The organism is Azotobacter armeniacus, from assembly GCF_054779355.1.
This window is the reverse complement of the sequence record NZ_BAAGYK010000149.1, coordinates 1-975: the sequence shown is the minus strand read 5'-3', so window position 1 is coordinate 975 and position 975 is coordinate 1. Positions and strand designations below refer to the sequence as shown.

Sequence of the window (975 nt, the reverse complement as noted above, 5' to 3'; positions counted from 1 at the left end):
TTGTTGGCCACCACCGCGTCGATCTCGCGGCCGGACAGCAGCCAGTTGTTCATCAAGTCCATGCCCCTCTCGCGCTGCCAGTCGCCGGACTGCTCCTCCACCACTTGGATCTGCGGGTACTTGACGAGGATGGCCTTCACGCCGTCGGTGCGCTTGCGGGTGTCGTCGTGGGCCAGGCGGCCGAGGAGGATGGCGATGCTGCCCCGACCGCCCAGCTTCTCGGCCAGGTATTCCATCTGCATCCGCCCGATCTGGCTCTCGTCGGTGCCGACGAAAACCACGCCCAGGGGGAAGTCCTTCACCTCCGGGCGGCTGTTCAGGTACACGAGCGGAATGCCGGCCTGGGTGGCGCGTTCGGTGATCGTGTCGGTAGCGGCGGTATCGGCGGGGTTGACGACGATCACGTCGACCTTCTGTGCGATGAAGTTCTCCACATGGCCGAGCTGCCGGATCAGGTCGCCGGCGGAGTCCTCGACCTGCAGGGTGGCGCCTTCCGGAACGCCCTTGGCGTGATCCTGCATGGCGCGGACCAGATAGGCGACGTAATGGTCGAACTGGCCGACGGTGACGCCGATCCGGAGTTCGGCCAGCGCGGCGGAACTGGCGAGGAACAGGAAAGTTGCGAGCAGGACTGCGCGCGTGCGGGCCAAGGCCCGGGAGGAACTGGCGGTATGCATGACGGCACCTTGTTTATTGTTGTTGGCGGTTACCGGCAGGTTCGGGATCGAACCGGACCGGTCCTTCGTTCGTCTGGCAGGGTTGAACTTTGATTGGAAAAAAAATTCCAGTCAATATAATTTTAGAATTTTATTTCGTATTTCGTTCGTGACGGACTCCCTCTCCGCCCGCGCCAAGCTGGGGTAGGGGTTATCTCAGAGGCTGTGAAGTTTTCGACTCTGGAGCCTGCTGTACCGCGATGCAGGGGAGCAGTGTTGGATTCTCCGCTTCGCGCGCTTTTGCAGTGCCCGGGCCGCG

Annotated in this window: 1 protein-coding gene; it reads right to left on the bottom strand. The window is 62.5% G+C overall.

Features of this window, described 5'->3' with window-relative positions; genetic code table 11:
• Nucleotides 1-677, bottom strand: a 677-nt coding sequence (locus ACYVD0_RS19710) for a substrate-binding domain-containing protein (protein ID WP_460428377.1), incomplete at its 3' end; no start/stop codon positions are given.
• Nucleotides 678-975: the final 298 nt, after the last annotated feature.